This window comes from Streptomyces sp. JH34 (genome assembly GCF_029428875.1).
GTDB lineage: Bacteria > Actinomycetota > Actinomycetes > Streptomycetales > Streptomycetaceae > Streptomyces.
This window is the reverse complement of the sequence record NZ_JAJSOO010000001.1, coordinates 5,115,796-5,128,621: the sequence shown is the minus strand read 5'-3', so window position 1 is coordinate 5,128,621 and position 12,826 is coordinate 5,115,796. Positions and strand designations below refer to the sequence as shown.

Annotated in this window: 13 protein-coding genes; 9 read left to right on the top strand and 4 right to left on the bottom strand. The window is 73.7% G+C overall.

The genetic code is table 11. The annotated features are described in order from the left end of the window. Nucleotides 1-126 precede the first annotated feature (126 nt). Both LWJ43_RS22875 and LWJ43_RS22870 read left to right on the top strand, forming a co-directional pair. Nucleotides 127-882: a SanA/YdcF family protein gene (locus LWJ43_RS22875; protein ID WP_277334085.1), complete on the top strand. Its 756-nt coding sequence runs from the start codon at nucleotides 127-129 to the stop codon at nucleotides 880-882. Between the two features lie 67 nt (nucleotides 883-949). After that, nucleotides 950-3,025: a molybdopterin oxidoreductase family protein gene (locus LWJ43_RS22870; RefSeq protein WP_277334084.1), complete on the top strand. Its 2,076-nt coding sequence runs from the start codon at nucleotides 950-952 to the stop codon at nucleotides 3,023-3,025. Here LWJ43_RS22870 and LWJ43_RS22865 read toward each other — a convergent pair. Genes LWJ43_RS22865 through LWJ43_RS22855 form a run of 3 tightly spaced genes read right to left on the bottom strand, consistent with a single transcriptional unit; the run spans nucleotide 2,988 to nucleotide 4,413 of the window. Further along, nucleotides 2,988-3,443, bottom strand: a complete 456-nt coding sequence (locus LWJ43_RS22865; protein ID WP_277334083.1) for a gamma-glutamylcyclotransferase family protein — start codon at nucleotides 3,441-3,443, stop codon at nucleotides 2,988-2,990. The genes LWJ43_RS22870 and LWJ43_RS22865 overlap by 38 nt on opposite strands. Then, a complete protein-coding gene (cutA, locus tag LWJ43_RS22860) occupies nucleotides 3,440-3,778 on the bottom strand; it encodes a divalent-cation tolerance protein CutA (protein ID WP_277334082.1) in 339 nt (112 codons plus the stop codon). The genes LWJ43_RS22865 and cutA overlap by 4 nt, the downstream gene beginning before the upstream one ends. A gap of 56 nt (nucleotides 3,779-3,834) precedes the next feature. Next, a complete protein-coding gene (locus tag LWJ43_RS22855) occupies nucleotides 3,835-4,413 on the bottom strand; it encodes an NADPH-dependent FMN reductase (protein ID WP_277334081.1) in 579 nt (192 codons plus the stop codon). Between the two features lie 59 nt (nucleotides 4,414-4,472). Here LWJ43_RS22855 and LWJ43_RS22850 point away from each other — a divergent pair, with 59 nt between their 5' ends. The 4 genes from LWJ43_RS22850 to LWJ43_RS22835 all read left to right on the top strand — a co-directional run bounded on the left by LWJ43_RS22850 (nucleotide 4,473) and on the right by LWJ43_RS22835 (nucleotide 7,539). Beyond that, a complete protein-coding gene (locus tag LWJ43_RS22850) occupies nucleotides 4,473-5,267 on the top strand; it encodes an aminotransferase class IV (RefSeq protein WP_277334080.1) in 795 nt (264 codons plus the stop codon). Between the two features lie 55 nt (nucleotides 5,268-5,322). Then, entirely contained in the window at nucleotides 5,323-5,802 is a 480-nt protein-coding gene (locus LWJ43_RS22845) for a DUF5990 family protein (RefSeq protein WP_277334079.1), read from the top strand. Between the two features lie 396 nt (nucleotides 5,803-6,198). Then, a complete protein-coding gene (locus LWJ43_RS22840) occupies nucleotides 6,199-6,885 on the top strand; it encodes a hypothetical protein (RefSeq protein ID WP_277334078.1) in 687 nt (228 codons plus the stop codon). Nucleotides 6,886-6,906: 21 nt separating this feature from the next. Then, entirely contained in the window at nucleotides 6,907-7,539 is a 633-nt protein-coding gene (locus tag LWJ43_RS22835; RefSeq protein ID WP_277334077.1) for a class F sortase, read from the top strand. Nucleotides 7,540-7,603: 64 nt separating this feature from the next. Here the strand turns inward: LWJ43_RS22835 and LWJ43_RS22830 are convergent, their stop codons facing one another. Continuing rightward, nucleotides 7,604-8,395: a sulfite exporter TauE/SafE family protein gene (locus LWJ43_RS22830; protein ID WP_277334076.1), complete on the bottom strand. Its 792-nt coding sequence runs from the start codon at nucleotides 8,393-8,395 to the stop codon at nucleotides 7,604-7,606. 149 nt (nucleotides 8,396-8,544) lie between these two features. Here LWJ43_RS22830 and LWJ43_RS22825 point away from each other — a divergent pair, with 149 nt between their 5' ends. From LWJ43_RS22825 to nirD, 3 genes are read left to right on the top strand one after another with little or no spacing between them, the layout of a single operon-like run. Continuing rightward, nucleotides 8,545-9,801, top strand: a complete 1,257-nt coding sequence (locus LWJ43_RS22825; RefSeq protein WP_277334075.1) for an NAD(P)/FAD-dependent oxidoreductase — start codon at nucleotides 8,545-8,547, stop codon at nucleotides 9,799-9,801. Continuing rightward, entirely contained in the window at nucleotides 9,801-12,386 is a 2,586-nt protein-coding gene (nirB, locus tag LWJ43_RS22820) for a nitrite reductase large subunit NirB (RefSeq protein ID WP_277334074.1), read from the top strand. The genes LWJ43_RS22825 and nirB overlap by 1 nt, the downstream gene beginning before the upstream one ends. Continuing rightward, nucleotides 12,386-12,745, top strand: coding sequence for a nitrite reductase small subunit NirD (gene nirD / locus LWJ43_RS22815; RefSeq protein WP_277334073.1), 360 nt, complete (start codon nucleotides 12,386-12,388; stop codon nucleotides 12,743-12,745). The genes nirB and nirD overlap by 1 nt, the downstream gene beginning before the upstream one ends. The last annotated feature ends 81 nt before the right edge of the window (nucleotides 12,746-12,826 follow it).

Sequence of the window (12,826 nt, the reverse complement as noted above, 5' to 3'; positions counted from 1 at the left end):
GGAGGGGGCCGACGGTGTCAGTACCCATGCTCCTCCTTGTGGGCGGCCTTGTGGGCGGCGCGAACCATTCGCCCTCGTCGTTCGTCCCCTTCCACGAGGAATCCGGTACGAGGGCGGGGGCGCCGCATGCGGCTGAAGGCACCGTGGGGACCCGGCCGGGCGCGGCCGGGCGCTCTGGGACGACTCGCGGCCCGGCGGCCGCGGCTGCCGCGGACCCGGCGGGGGCGGCGCCGGCTGGTGCAGGCGCTGATGGTGGCGTGTGCGGTGGCGCTGGCGCCCGCGGCGTGGCTGCACACCACGGCCGACGCCCGGGTGCGTACGACGGCCGGGGCCCCGGCGCAGCAGGTCGCCGTGGTGTTCGGGGCGGGGCTGTGGGAGGGGCGGCCGTCGCCGTATCTCGCGCACCGGCTGGACGCCGCCGCCGAGCTGTACAGGACCGGGAAGGTCCGGGTCGTCCTGGTCACCGGGGACAACAGCCGCGAGGAGTACGACGAACCGGATGCCATGCGCGCGTATCTCGCGGAGCGCGGGGTGCCGGACGCGCGGATCGTCAGCGACTACGCGGGCTTCGACACCTGGGACTCCTGTGTACGGGCCAGGAAGGTGTTCGGGGTCGACCGGGCCGTGCTCGTGAGCCAGGGCTTCCACATCCGGCGGGCGATCGCGCTGTGCCGCTCGGCCGGGATCGACGCGTACGGGGTCGGGGTCGACGACGTGCACGACGTGACGTGGTACTACGGCGGGACGCGAGAGGTGTTCGCGGCCGGCAAGGCGCTCCTGGACGTGGTGTTCGAACCCGATCCGCACTTCCTGGGACCGCGGGAGCCCGGGGTCGCGGAGGCGCTCGCGGACGACCTCACGGCGGCGGGCGGGGCGGGCTGAGGTGCGCGTACCGGGAGCGTAACCGGACGCACCGGTACCCGTAATACCGGCCTCGCACGCTGGGCGTATGGCCCGCACCGAGACGTCCACCCACTGCCCGTACTGCGCGCTCCAGTGCGGGATGAAGCTGCGACCGGTCACCGACGGCGGGGTGGTCGAGGTCGTGGAGCGTACCGAGTTCCCCGTCAACCGGGGCGCCCTGTGCGGCAAGGGCCGCACCGCGCCCGCCGTGCTGGCCGCCGGTGTCCGGCTGACGGGGCCCCTCGTGCGGGACGCGGGCGGTGAGCTGGCCCCGGCGAGCTGGGACGAGGCGCTGGGCCGGATCGCGGACGGGCTGCGCGGCACACGGGCGGAGCACGGAGCGGACGCCGTGGGCGTGTTCGGCGGGGGCGGGCTCACCAACGAGAAGGCCTACGCCCTCGGGAAGTTCGCCCGGGTGGTGCTCGGCACCTCGCAGATCGACTACAACGGACGCTTCTGCATGTCGTCGGCGGCCGCCGCCCACCAGCGTGCGTTCGGCCTCGACCGGGGGCTGCCGTTCCCGCTGGAGGACGTCCCCCGGACCGGGTGCGTGATCCTGGTCGGTTCGAACCTCGCGGAGACGATGCCTCCCGCGCTGCGCTATCTGACCGAGCTGCGGGAGAACGGCGGCCGGCTGATCGTCATCGATCCGCGCCGGACCAGGACCGCCGAGCAGGCGGATCTGCATCTGGCACCGCGGCCCGGCACCGATCTGGCGCTCGCGCTCGGGATGCTGCACCTGGTCGTGGCGGACGGGCGGGTGGACGACGAGTTCGTGCGCACCCGGACGAGCGGCTGGGACGAGGCCCGGGCGGGCGCGATGGCGCACTGGCCCGAGCTGGTGGAGCGCCTCACCGGGGTGTCCGTGCCGCAGCTGCGCGAGGCCGTGGAGATGTTCTGCGGGGCGGAGAACGGGATGGTGCTCACCGCGCGGGGCCCCGAGCAGCAGGCCAAGGGCACGGACACGGTCGGGGCGTGGATCAACTTCTGTCTGGCCACCGGCCGGGCCGGCCGGCCGCTGTCGGGCTACGGCTGCCTGACCGGTCAGGGCAACGGCCAGGGCGGGCGGGAGCACGGCCAGAAGGCCGACCAGCTGCCCGGTTACCGCAAGCTCACGGACCCTGCGGCGCGCCGCCACGTGGCCGGGGTGTGGGGCGTCGACCCCGACTCACTGCCGGGGCCGGGGCGCAGCGCGTACGAACTGCTGGACGCGCTGGGGCGGGATGTGCGGTCGCTTCTGGTCATGGGCTCCAATCCGGTCGTGTCGGCGCCCCACGCGGGGCACGTCGAGGAGCGGCTGAAGTCGCTGGACTTCCTGGCGGTCGCGGACGTGGTGCTGTCGGAGACGGCGGCGCTGGCCGATGTGGTGCTGCCGGTGACGCAGTGGGCGGAGGAGAGCGGGACGACGACCAGTCTGGAGGGCCGGGTGCTGCTGCGGCAGCGGGCGGTCACGCCTCCGGACGGAGTACGCAGTGACCTGGAGGTTCTGCACGCGCTGGCCGGTCTGCTGGGGCACGGGAAGGGCTTCCCCGCCGAGCCGGAGGAGGTCTTCGACGAGCTGCGCCGGGCGTCGGCCGGCGGCCCCGCCGACTACGCGGGCATCACCTACGCCCGCATCGCGGCGGAGGACGGGGTGTTCTGGCCGTGTCCGGACGAGGGGCACGCCGGGACGCCGCGGCTGTTCCTGGAGCGGTTCGCGACGGACGACGGGCGGGCGAGGTTCGTCCCGGTCACGCACCGGGCCGCAGCGGAGGAGACGGATGCGGAGTACCCGGTGGTGCTGACGACCGGCCGGGTCGTGTCCCAGTACCAGTCGGGGGCGCAGACCCGACGGGTGGCCGAGCTGAACGCGGCGGCGCCGGGCCCGTTCGTGGAGCTGCATCCCCGGCTCGCGGAGCGGATCGGGGTGGCCGAGGGCGAGGGCGTCGCCGTCACGTCCCGGCGGGGGCGGGCGGTGGCTCCGGCGCGGATCACCGTGGGGATCCGTCAGGACACCGTGTTCATGCCGTTCCACTGGCCGGGCGAGGGCCGGGCCAACTCGCTGACGAACCCGGCCCTGGACCCGGTCTCCCGGATGCCGGAGTTCAAGGTGTGCGCCGTGCGTGTGGAGGCCGCCGGCTGAGCCAGTCGCCGCCCGGCACGGGTGTGCCGCCGGTGCGCAGGGACCGGGTGACGGCGGCCGCGGCGAGGTAGACCCAGGCGCGGACGGGCTCACCGGGCGCTTCCGGTGGTCCGGGGACGGCGCGGCGGGCCACCCGTTCGTACAGGTTGCGCGGGTGCTCCGGCCCCAGGTACTGCTCCAGGGCGTCCAGGAGCCCGAGCAGTTCCGCGTACGCCCCGGGCGCCGCGGTGACCAGCGCGCCGCGGACGGTGCCGTGGCCCTCGATCGCGTACGGGTAGCCGGGGCCCTCGTAGAGGAGGGCGCCCGGCAGGACCGCGGGGCCTTCCTCGCGGGTGCGGCCCCGGAGGAAGCGGTCGTGGTTGGGCTCGCCCGGGAGCAGCGTGCCGTATACGAAGAAGGGCAGCGGGGCGTCCGTCACCGGGCCGCCGTGCGTGCCGTCTCGGCGGACACCCAGGCGAGGTAGCGCTCGCTGCCGCGTACGACTGGCGTCGCGATGATCTCCGGCGTCGCGTAGTCGTGCGCCGCCAGGAGGTGGGCCTCCAGCTCGTCGTACCGCGCGGCCGTCGTCTTGAACAGCACCTGCCACTCCTCTGCCGTCTCGACGGCGCCCTGCCAGCGGTAGACGGAGGTGACGGGGGCCGGGATCTGGGCGCAGGCGGCGAGCCGTGCCTCCACCGCGTCCCGGGCCAGGGTGCGGGCCTTCTCCTCGCTGTCCGTGGTGGTCAGCACCGTCAGCCATGCGGGCTCGGTCATCCGGGCTCTCCTCGTTCTCGGCGTCCGTGGCCCTTCGATTGTGGGCCCACGACGCGTCAGGTGCCGTACGGGCGAAGGGCCCTGGCCTCCCGGAGGGCGCGGCCCCACCAGACCAGCTGGTCGAGCATCCTCTTGGCCGCCCCGTCCGCCTGGGCCGGGTCGGCGAGTGCGCCCCGGTCGTCGAAGAGGGCGCCCGCGTTGTGGAAGGAGACGGTGTCGCGCACGGACACGGCGTGCAGTTCGGCGAAGACCTGGCGCAGGTGCTCGACGGCCCGCAGGCCGCCGGAGACTCCGCCGTACGACACGAACGCGACGGGCCTGGCCTGCCATTCGGCGAAGTGCCGGTCGATGAGGTGCTTCAGCGGGGCCGGGTAGGAGTGGTTGTACTCGGGGGTCAGCACGACGAAGGCGTCGGCGTGTGCCAGCCGCTCGGTCGCCCGGGCGGCCCCGGCGGCGGGAGGCTCGGTGTCGGCGACGTCGATCAGTTCGGTCTCGATGTCCGGGTGGCCGGCCGCCCTCCCGAGGAACCACTCGGCGACGACGGGCCCGAAACGGCCCTCGCGGTTACTGCCGAGGATGACGGCCACCCTCAGCGGGGCGTCGGACGGGAGGGGAGCGGGTGCGTTGATGTCCATGCGCCGAAGGCTCACACCTCAACCTCGATTGAGGTCAAGCGCCGCCTACGCTTGAGGTCATGACGACTTCCGTGCCGGACCCCTACGTCGAGTTCGACGGGCGCCCCGCCACCGAGGAGACCCTGCGGATCCCGGCCTTCGCCGGATACGGCCACTTCACCGCCATGCAGGTCAGGGACCGCACGGTGCGCGGCCTCGCCCTCCATCTGGACCGCCTGGACTCCGCGAGCCGGGAACTGTTCGGAGCGCCCCTGCACGGCGAGCGCGTGCGGGGGCTGATCGGGCACGCGCTCGACAGCACGGGGGCCCGGGACGCGTCGGTGCGGGTGCACGGCTTCCTGCCACCGGGCAGCACGGCGACGGTGACGATGGTGACGGTGCGGGAGCCGGTCGGTGCGGGCGGTACGCCGCGGAGTCTGATGTCGGTGCCGTACGCGCGCTCCGTACCGCACATCAAGCGCCCCGGGGAGTTCGGCCAGACCTACTACGGGCAGCAGGCGGGGCGGGCCGGCTTCGACGAGGCGCTCCTGACCTCACCCGCTGGCATGGTGACCGAGGGATCGATCACGAACATCGGCTTCTGGGACGGGACTTCGGTGGTCTGGCCGGACGCCCCGGCACTGACCGGGATCACCATGGCACTGCTGGAGCACGGGCTCGCCCGGACGGGCCGCCCCTCCGTGCGACGCGGGGTGACGCTGGAGGGGGTGGGCGCCTACCGGGCGGCGTTCGTCACCAACTCGCAGGGGATCGCGCCGGTCCACCGGATCGACGACATCACCTTCGCCGTCGACGAGGACCTGATGGCACTGCTCGCCCGGGTGTACGACGACGCTCCCCGCGAGTCCGTCTGACCTCTCCGCCGTACGGGACGACGGGCGAGGGACGGCGTACGGGACGATGGGGTGCATGCAGATCCACATCGAGGCGTCGGACCTCCCGGGCCGCACCGGCGGCGCCGGGACGGACTTCGCCGGTTTCGACAACATCCACGTCGGCGTGCAGCGCAAGGACCGGCCCGACGAGCTGCTCGGCCTGCGTCCCGGTGACGCGCCGGGCGCCTCCTGGACCCTGGACTGCACCACCGTGTCCACCGCGGAGGGGATCGAGGTGTCGGGGCCGTACGTCCAGAACCGGCTCGGGGGACGCTTCGTCTACCTGTCCTGGGGCACGGTGGACGCGTCCGGCACCTTCACCATGTTCCGCCGGGCCAAGCTGATGATGGCCGACGTCGACCCGGAGGTCCTGGGGGCCGCCGCACGGACGGGACATCTCACCGCGCGTCTGCGCCTGAGCGTCGGCAGGGGGCGGCCGCGGTGTGCCCGGGTGCGCCCGCCGGACATCACCTGGTCCGCGACGACGGACGGAGGCGACACGCCCGGGACCTGATGAACGGGGCCGGGGGGCGGACCCGTCGTGCGAGGCCCTGCGGACGGTCGACATGACACCGCCCTCACCGGTCCCGGGGGGGGGTGGGCCGGTGAGGGCAGTTGCCGTGGGGGCGGCCGGGGGGGGCTGCCGTCCCGTGGGGGGTAGAGACCGTTTGCCCGACCGACCCGCCGCCATTCCTGTGAGCTGCGTCACACCAGTGGATCCGGGGGTCACCCGATCGGCACCGGCCGGACCCCGCGGCATCCCTCACCGCCGCGACCTGCGCGAGCCGGGCGGAAGGGCCCGCTCCCCCTGGTCCGTACGGGTGAGAACTGATGGCACGTCAGCGTGCGGACGGCGGGCCGGGCCCGTTACCTCGGAGGCAGGACACATCCGTCTGCCCGGAGGATTCCCATGCGCAGCCCCGCCCGCCTCGTGACCGGTACCGCCGCCGCGGCCCTCACCGCCGCAGCGCTCGGCCTCGCCATCCCGTCGGCCCACGCGGACGGCCTCGGCGGACCGGAGCGGACCGTGGCGACGGCCGCACCCGGCTCGTCGGACTGCGGCCCCGAGGACGTCGTGGCGACGGCCCCCTGCGACAGCGGCGGGACGGTGGACGACCCGGGAGGGGCCGAGGGCGGCCTGGATCCCCTGGCGGAACCGGGGTCCGGGGAACCGGAAGCGGCGGACGGTACGGACCTGGCGGGCGACCTGGGGGTCCCCGAGGATCCGCCGGCGGAGTCGGAGCCCTCCTGGCCACAGACCGAGGAGGGCGACACGGGGACCGGGGACGAGGCGGGAACGGTCCGGCAGCCCGGGGCCGGGACCGGAACACGCCCCACGCCCCCGCCGGAGACCGACCCCGGATCCGCGAAGCCGCCCGTGCCGCCGGGGCACAGGCCGACGGCCGCGCCCAGCCCCGGCCCCAGCCGGCCCTCCGGGCACGTGGGGACGGGTGTCGGCGGCAGCGCCGCCCCCGACACCGCGCAGCTGGCCACGGGCGCAGGCCTGGTCGGGGCGGCAGCCGTTGCCGGTGTCCTGCTGCTGCGCCGCAGCCGCCGCGCGTACGGCACGCGCCGCGCGTACGGCATGCGCCGCTGAGGGCGGCCGGAGGGAAGGGACGTGGACAGGACGGCGCTCAAGGCCAAGGCCTGGCTGGCGGGCATCGCCGCGCTGTGCGGGACATGGCTGGTCCACAACGGCGCGGCCGTCCGGACCGCCGCCCCCCAGCCGTCCACCGCCGAGGCCTTCACCGCGGGCGCCGCGCCACGTCCCGGCACCCGGGCCGCCCAACCGCTGCGTCCCTCCGCCCCGGTCAGGATCCGCATCGCGGGCATCGGTGTGGACGCGCCCATGACCGGCCTCGGGCTGGGCCCGGACGGCAGCCTCGACGCACCGCCCGCCGGGAACCGCAATCTCGCCGGCTGGTTCGAGGGCGGCACCCCGCCCGGCACCAAGGGCACCGCGGTGGTCGCCGGGCATGTCGACGACGCGGAGGGGCCGTCGGTGTTCTACTCCCTCGGGTCCCTGAAGAAGGGGGCCGAGGTCGAGATCGACCGCCGGGACGGCCGCACCGCCGTCTTCTCCGTCGACGCGGTCGAGGTGTACGAGAACGACGCCTTCCCGGACCAGCGGGTCTACGGCGCCACCCCGGACGCCTCACTGCGGCTGATCACCTGCGGCGGCGGCTTCTCGCGGGAGACCGGCTACCTGGGCAACGTGGTGGCGTACGCCCACCTCACCGGGGTTCGCTGACCGCCCGGAGCGGAGAGCGGGATGCGGCGGCCCGACCGCCCGGTTCCGAGCGGGGACGCGCCGGTCAGGCCGTCCACTGGTCGAAGCCGAGCTTGGCGACCAGCGAGAACACCACGACCAGCAGGACCCCGCGGACGAAGTCGCTGCCCTTCCTGAGGGCCATGCGCGCCCCGAGCATCGCGCCCGCCAGATTGAATACGGCCATCAGCGCGGCGAGCTGCCACAGGACGGTCCCCTGGTAGGCGAACATCGCCAGCGCGCCGGCGTTGGTGCAGACGTTCACGATCTTGGCGTTGGCGGACGCGGTGACCAGATCGAGGTGGAGCACGGCCGTCAGCGCCAGCACGAGGAAGGTACCCGTGCCGGGTCCGAACAGCCCGTCGTAGAAGCCGATACCGCCGCCGACCAGCACGATCGCGGTGACCGTACGGGCCCTGGTGACCTTCTCGCCCGCGCCGTCACCGGCGGCCGCCGTGCCGAAGGACGGCCGCAGCATCACGAAGGCGGCGACCGCGAGCAGCACCACCATGATCACCGGGCGCAGCACGTCGCTGCTGATGCCTGCCGCGAAGAACGCGCCGGTCATCGACCCCGCGAGCGCCATGAGCCCGATGCGTACGGCGGTCCCCACCTGCACCGGCGCCTTGCGCAGGTAGGTGACGGCCGCGCCCGACGTGCCGACGATGGCGACGGCCTTGTTGGTGCCGAGGACGTGCGCGGCCGGGACGTGCGGCAGCCCCAGCAGCAGGGCGGGCAGGAGGAGGAGGCCGCCACCGCCCACCACCGCGTCGATCCAGCCGGCCGCCGCGGCGGCCAGGCAGAGGACGAGCAGGGTGGTGAGGGTTATGTCAGGCATGCTCGCGACTTAAGCAGATGGTGCGTACACCGTCCAACCGGTGGTGTCCGCGCCCTCACAGAGGGCGTCGGGACGCGCTGAGCGCAAGGTTCCTCCAGGGAAACAGGAGGGATGCGGCCGGGTAACACCCGCCGCGCACTCTCGTCGGTATGAGGACACAGTCGGAGAACGCGGCGCGGGTGGTGGTGATCGGCGCCGGGATGGCGGGCGCTCGGCTCGCCGCCCGGGTGCCCGGTGTCACCGTCGTCGGCGAGGAGTCGCACGCACCGTACAACAGGGTGCTGCTCGCCGAGGTGCTCGCGGGCCGGTACGAGCCGGACGTCATCGCCCTGCCGCCCGCCGAGGTGCGGCGCGGGGTGCGTGTCGTGCGGATCGACCGGGCGGAGCGCCAGGTGCTCTGCGACGACGGCGGCGTCATCGGCTACGGGCGCCTGGTGCTGGCCACCGGCTCCAACCCGGTGCTGCCGCCGCTGCGGGGCCTCGGCCACACGCTGCCGGACGGTGTGCATCCGTTCCGCACCCTCGACGACTGCCTGGCCCTGCGCGCCGCGGTGCGCCCCGGTGTGCGCGCCGTCGTCATCGGCGGCGGGCTCCTCGGGGTGTCGGCGGCCCGAGCCCTGGCGGAGTGCGGCGCCCAGGTGGTGCTGGCCCAGCAGGGCGAGCACCTCATGGAACGCCAGCTGGACGCCGAGGCCGCCGGGATGCTGCGCGGTCATCTGGAGGCCCTCGGCGTCGAGGTGCACACCGAGTGCCGGGTCCGCGGACTGCGCTGCACCGACGGCGACACCCCGGCGGTGCGGGCCGTGGAACTCGCCGACGGCTACGAGCTGGAGGCCGAGATCACGGTGCTGGCGTGCGGTGTCCGCCCCAGGACGGGGCTGGCACAGGCCGCCGGGCTCGAGGTCCGCAAGGGAGTCGTCGTGGACGACGAGCTGCGCACCTCCGACCCGTACATCCACGCGGTCGGCGACTGCGCCGAGCACGACGGGACGGTCTACGGGCTGGCGGGCGCCGCGCTCGAACAGGCCGACGTACTGGCCGAGGTCCTGGCCGGACGCCCGGCCGGCTACGGGGGCACCAGGGCCCTGACACGGCTCACCCTGCGATCCCCCTCCGCCGGCGCCGCCGGAACCGGAGCCACCGTCGTCTCCGGAACGCCCGGGGGTCTCGACCTGGCCGCCTTCGGCGAGTCCCGTCCGCTGCCCGGCGACGACGTGATCCGGCTGGCCGACGCCACCCGGGGCGCGTACCGCACGGTCGTCGTCCGGGGCGACCGGCTGGCGGGCGGGGTGCTGTTCGGCGATCTCGCCGCGGTCGGCACCCTCGCACGGACCTGGCAGGACGACGACCCCCTCCCCGCCGACATGTCCCTGCTCCACCTGCTCACCAACGACGGAGGCTTCTGATGCCGGTGTCCACTCCCCCGACCGCCCCCACCGCAGGCGTGCCGACCATCGTGGTCGTCGGGCACGGCATGGTCGGACAGCGGTTCCTGGAGGCGCTCGCCGACCGCGGCCTGACCCCCGCGGCGGGTACCGCCAGGGTCGTCGTGCTCTGCGAGGAGCCCCGCCCCGCGTACGACCGGGTGCAGCTGACCTCGTACTTCTCCGGGAGGACCCCGGAGGACCTCTCGCTCGTCGAGGCCGGTTTCATGGAACGCCACGGCATCGAGCTGCGCGTCGGCGACCCGGCGGAGAGCGTCGACCGTGAGGCCCGCACCGTCACCGCGCGCTCCGGGGAGACGTTCTCCTACGACACGCTGGTGCTGGCCACCGGCTCGTACCCGTTCGTGCCGCCCGTCCCCGGCAAGGACGCCGAGGGGTGCTTCGTCTACCGCACCATCGAGGACCTCCTCGCGATCGAGGAGTACGCGAAGAACGCGAGGACCGGCGCGGTCGTCGGCGGCGGGCTGCTCGGCCTGGAGGCCGCGGGCGCGCTGAAGGGACTCGGACTCGACACGCACGTCGTGGAGTTCGCCCCCCGGCTGATGCCGGTGCAGGTGGACGAGGGCGGTGGCGCGGCACTGCTGCGCACCATCGAGAACATGGGTCTGACCGTCCACACGGGTGTCGGCACCCAGGAGGTCACCGCGGGTGAGGACGGCCGGGTCGACGGCATGTCCCTGTCGGACGGTTCTTCGCTGGAGACCGACCTCGTCGTCTTCTCCGCCGGTGTACGTCCCCGTGACCAGCTGGCCCGCGACTGCGGTCTGGCGGTCGGCCCGCGCGGCGGCATCGTCGTCGACGAGGAGTGCCGCACCTCCGACAGCGACGTCTTCGCGATCGGCGAGTGCGCGCTCGCGTCGGACGGCCGGGTCTACGGGCTGGTGGCGCCGGGCTACGAGATGGCGCTGGCGGTCGCCGACGTGATCGCGGGCGACGCGGCCTCCTTCACCGGCGCCGACCTCTCCACCAAGCTGAAGCTGCTGGGTGTGGACGTCGCCTCCTTCGGCGACGCCCACGGCGCCGCCGAGGGCTGCCTCGACGTCGTGTACGCGGACTCCCGCTCGGGTGTCTACAAGAAGCTGGTCATCGGCCAGGACGGCACACTGCTCGGCGGTGTCCTCATCGGTGACGCCGACCAGTACGGCACGCTGCGGCCGATGACCGGCACGGTGCTCCCCGTCGCCCCGGAGCAGCTGGTGCTGCCGGCCGGTGCGGGCGGCCCGGTCACCCTCGGCCCGTCCTCGCTGCCCGACGACGCCGTGATCTGCTCCTGCCACAACGTCACCAAGGGCGCGATCTGCGAGCACACCACGCTGCCCGAGGTGAAGAAGTGCACCAAGGCAGGCACCGGGTGCGGCAGTTGCGTCAAGGTCATCGGACAGCTGCTGCCGCAGCCCGAGGACCAGGGGCTGTGCGGCTGCTTCGAGTACACCCGCAGCGAGCTGTACGAGATCGTCCGCACCCTCGGTGTCACGACGTACGCCGGGCTCCTCGACTCGCACGGCCGCGAGTCGGCCCGGGGCGGCGACGGCTGCGAGGTCTGCAAGCCCACGGTCGGCTCGATCATCGCGTCGCTGGCCCCGACGGTCGGCGCGAGCGGCTACGTCCTGGACGGCGAGCAGGCCGCCCTGCAGGACACCAACGACCACTTCCTGGCCAACCTCCAGCGCAACGGCTCGTACTCCGTCGTACCGCGTATCCCCGGCGGTGAGATCACCCCGGAGAAGCTGATCGTGATCGGCGAGGTGGCCCGGGACTTCGGCCTCTACACGAAGATCACCGGAGGCCAGCGGATCGACCTGTTCGGCGCCCGCGTCGACCAGCTGCCGCTGATCTGGACGCGCCTGGTGGACGCGGGCTTCGAGTCCGGGCACGCCTACGGGAAGTCGCTGCGCACGGTCAAGTCCTGCGTGGGGCAGACCTGGTGCCGCTACGGGGTCCAGGACTCCGTGAAGATGGCCATCGATCTGGAGCTGCGCTACCGGGGCCTGCGTTCCCCGCACAAGCTGAAGTCGGCGGTGTCCGGCTGCGCCCGGGAGTGCGCGGAGGCCCGCGGCAAGGACTTCGGGATCATCGCCACGGCGCAGGGCTGGAACCTCTACGTGGGCGGCAACGGCGGCGCCACCCCGCGTCACGCGGACCTGCTCGCCCAGGACCTCTCCGACGCCGAACTGGTGCGTCTCATCGACCGGTTCCTCATGTTCTACATCCGCACGGCGGACCGTCTGGAGCGCACCTCGACCTGGCTGGACCGGATCGAGGGCGGCCTGGACCACGTCCGTGACGTCGTCGTCCACGACTCGCTGGGCCTCTGCGACGAGCTGGAGCGGCTGATGGCCGACCACGTCGGCGGCTACCGCGACGAGTGGGCCGCGACCATCGACGACCCGGAGCGCCTGCGGCGCTTCGTGACCTTCGTGAACGCCCCCGACGCACCGGACCCCTCGGTCAAGTTCGTCCCCGAGCGGGACCAGGTCAAGCCCGACCTGGACATCCTCGCGGGTCCCGTGCTCGCCATCCGTACTCTTGAAGGGACTTCCTCCTGATGACGACCCAGACACTGGAAACGGCGCAGGACACCGGGACGATCCGGCTCGCGGACGGGGACGCCTGGCTCACGGTCTGCGACCGTTCGCTGCTGACCCCGGGGCGCGGTGTCGCCGCGCTCCTCCCGGACGGCCGTCAGGTCGCCCTGTTCGTGGACCGGTCGGGACGCGTGTACGCGATCGACAACCGTGATCCCTTCACCGGTGCGTACGTCCTCTCCCGCGGTCTGGTCGGCTCCGCCGGGGGACGGCCGTTCGTCGCGTCGCCGCTGCTGAAGCAGCGCTTCGACCTGGAGACGGGCGCCTGCCTGGACGACGACGAGGTCACCGTGCCGGTCTTCGCGGTCCGCGCGGACTGATCCCGCCCTGTTCATGACACGTTGGAGCTGCGGCAACCGCGCGCCTCTACTGTCCTGACGTTCGACCCGCCGGGCCGACCG

Excerpts from the sequence above, each read along its gene's own strand:
- LWJ43_RS22845 (WP_277334079.1), top strand. The coding sequence starts at position 5,323 with ATGCAGATCCACATCGAGGCGTCGGACCTCCCGGGCCGCACCGGCGGC.
- cutA (WP_277334082.1), bottom strand. The coding sequence starts at position 3,778 with ATGACCGAGCCCGCATGGCTGACGGTGCTGACCACCACGGACAGCGAG.
- LWJ43_RS22850 (WP_277334080.1), top strand. The coding sequence starts at position 4,473 with ATGACGACTTCCGTGCCGGACCCCTACGTCGAGTTCGACGGGCGCCCC.
- nirB (WP_277334074.1), top strand. The coding sequence starts at position 9,801 with ATGCCGGTGTCCACTCCCCCGACCGCCCCCACCGCAGGCGTGCCGACC.
- LWJ43_RS22825 (WP_277334075.1), top strand. The coding sequence starts at position 8,545 with ATGAGGACACAGTCGGAGAACGCGGCGCGGGTGGTGGTGATCGGCGCC.
- LWJ43_RS22830 (WP_277334076.1), bottom strand. The coding sequence starts at position 8,395 with ATGCCTGACATAACCCTCACCACCCTGCTCGTCCTCTGCCTGGCCGCC.
- LWJ43_RS22870 (WP_277334084.1), top strand. The coding sequence starts at position 950 with ATGGCCCGCACCGAGACGTCCACCCACTGCCCGTACTGCGCGCTCCAG.
- LWJ43_RS22875 (WP_277334085.1), top strand. The coding sequence starts at position 127 with ATGCGGCTGAAGGCACCGTGGGGACCCGGCCGGGCGCGGCCGGGCGCT.
- LWJ43_RS22855 (WP_277334081.1), bottom strand. The coding sequence starts at position 4,413 with ATGGACATCAACGCACCCGCTCCCCTCCCGTCCGACGCCCCGCTGAGG.
- LWJ43_RS22840 (WP_277334078.1), top strand. The coding sequence starts at position 6,199 with ATGCGCAGCCCCGCCCGCCTCGTGACCGGTACCGCCGCCGCGGCCCTC.
- nirD (WP_277334073.1), top strand. The coding sequence starts at position 12,386 with ATGACGACCCAGACACTGGAAACGGCGCAGGACACCGGGACGATCCGG.